Genomic DNA, 2,509 nt, shown 5'->3' with positions numbered 1-2,509 from the left:
CTAAAGCAATCAAAATGATGATATCATACTATAAAATCAATAAATTTAAAATATTTCTACAACAATTATTGTTTATGGATTGCATTCTTTAGGTATCAATGGCCGTTTGGTCATAATCTTTAGTGACATGGAACAAATCAATCGCTTGCTGCCCCGGGAACTGCGCCAGGTGTTTCATCTTCGCAATGAAGGGCGTAATGCCAATGCCTGCACCTACCCATATCTGCCGTGGCAGGTGATCATTAAAATCGAAGCAGCCATAGGGGCCTTCCACGGAAACGGGCATACCCACTTTCAGCCATTTATGTAACCGGCCTGTCCAGTTACCCAACTCTTTGACGATAAATGTCAGACCGGGCTCATCTAAGTTCCATGCCGAGGCAATGGTGTATGGGTGCGCGCCTTCGGTAGTTTTTGAAGTAGCAAAGGCAAATTGGCCGGGTAAGTGCCCCTTCCAGCCGCTGTCAAGCTGGATGCGACCCTCAATAACCCGTACCCTGGGATAGGACGTGAGTGACTTGATAATTCCCTGCACTTGGCGCTTGCGGCCGACCCGTCCAGCCAGTACCAGCACTGCTGAGGCGGTGCCGCTCAGCAGCAGTATCGCCATGATCCAGCCAGCAGGCTGGGTCCAATAATCGGTTTTGGTTAATACGAGACTGTGATAAGCTAGGATCAGATAAGCCACCGCTATCCATTTGTGTGTTTTTTTGAACAAGTGGTACGGAAATGATTTGATCAGCGCCAGGGCGATCAATACTACTGCGGCATAAAATGCCCACTCACCAAGCGATTCAGCCAGCCCACGCTGACTTTGCAGCCATTGTTCAAGTTGAGATAGTGCTTTTTCGGAAGGTGCCCCAGGTTCCGGATGGCTCAACCAACCCCATCCGACCATCCACTTAGTGCCCTTGGCCCACCACCAGTGAAGGATAGAGAAGACCAGTCCGGCGATCCCTATCCACTTGTGTAGACGATACATTTTGTCGAGCCCGTTCATCGGTCGTTCTATCCATTTCGGCCGCACTGACAGCAGCATTGCCGCACTCATCATCCCTATTCCGATTATTCCCGTGTACTGAATAAACACTGTGCGGAACGAAAAATAGGTGAAAGGGTCGGGTATCAAGGTGTCTGCCAACAGCCATGCCGCGCTGAGTATCAGCAGGAACAACCAAAAGGTCCATTGAATATACTTCAAAGCAGAATTGCCTCCACGAAATTGATGAGTTTGTTCATATTGTCCTGTTTTATGCCCAACGCCCGCATTTGCGGCTGATTTGTAGCGCAGCGGAAAACCAGTCAGACAACATGTGCTTGTGGTGTGCCGGACACGGCACATGTTCTTAAAAGCGAGTTAAACGTAAACGAATTCAATGCATTTGGTAAGCCTTAGACCCAACTGAATGGAGGCAAAGGGTATGGTGGTATGGTAACTGGGGGCATCGGTGTCGGTGGCTCGAGAGGAAACCGCCTTACATCCTAAATTGACAGTATAAGTATCATGTCCCCCACTTCCGGTTTTTTCATAGGCCGGGGCCTCTGAATGAAGAAACGAACCATCTGTCTGCCGCCTTATTCATATGAACTCTGATATAATTATCTTTACGGTTTTTCCTTTTCAGTATCAATGGAATGGTCAATTCCGTTTGATTGGCGGCTATTTTTTCATACATTTTTTTATCGATCAAATGATAGGCAATTGAAGGATCATAACCCGCAAAAAGATTGTGTTGAAACAGGAACATTTGTTTGATTTCATCCGGTCTGGATTTTAGTTTTCTGGGTTCTATGAATTGAATAAATTCTTCAAACCTGTTGTCCCGTATCAATTCCATGACTCTTAGCGCCTCCTGGACAGCATCGTGTTCGCTGATTTTTTTTGTCTGCTTATTGTCCAGGTTTTGCGGGGTAAACTCCGGCCCTTCACATTTGGATTGCTCAAGGAGATTCTCTTTGGCTACCATCCTCAGTATATTTAACTGCTTTTTATCTATAACGGTTCCCGGTACCATAAACGATTTTGCGTTATAGCTGCCGGTAAAGCTGTTAATTTTCCGGCCGGTGATGGTTGCAATATAGTCGATGGTGTCGAACAGGTCTTTACTGGAACAATAATACCTGACCTGGCATTTGCATTTTGATTCCAACTGGTAGGTGTAGTTGTACATTGGAAAATAAAATCTGGGCACATCCCGCTTTACGCCCCCTTTGATTTTGCTTTTTCCATTCATGCTTGATACCAGCAGAGCCTTCACATCCTTTGCTCCCGCTCCCTCAATTACCCAGTTAACGGCAGCGGATGAAGCCAGTATCAGGAATACGGGTCTGCCGACATTTTTGATGTCAAGGGTTATTGAATTGTCACCGTTTTTACTGTCATGTACACCCACGTAAGCAGTGTGAACTCTTCCGGGCTATTCTGCGACAATTATCTTGTCCGGTTGACGACAATTACCTTGACCGGTTTGTCGTGATAAAACCCCAGACACTAAAATTCACTTAATTG

2 protein-coding genes are annotated in these 2,509 nt (G+C 46.2%); both read right to left on the bottom strand.

The window, feature by feature from the left end; genetic code table 11:
* Positions 1-88 precede the first annotated feature (88 nt).
* A complete protein-coding gene (locus B147_RS0107460; RefSeq protein ID WP_020586591.1) occupies positions 89-1,201 on the bottom strand; it encodes a ferredoxin reductase family protein in 1,113 nt (370 codons plus the stop codon).
* A 325-nt stretch (positions 1,202-1,526) separates the two neighbouring features.
* Entirely contained in the window at positions 1,527-2,393 is an 867-nt protein-coding gene (locus B147_RS0107455) for a hypothetical protein (RefSeq protein ID WP_020586590.1), read from the bottom strand.
* Positions 2,394-2,509: the final 116 nt, after the last annotated feature.

The sequence above is a fragment of the Desulfobacter curvatus DSM 3379 genome, assembly GCF_000373985.1.
Lineage (GTDB): Bacteria > Desulfobacterota > Desulfobacteria > Desulfobacterales > Desulfobacteraceae > Desulfobacter > Desulfobacter curvatus.
Note: the sequence above shows the minus strand (reverse complement) of the source record. Positions and strands in the feature narration are given on the sequence as shown.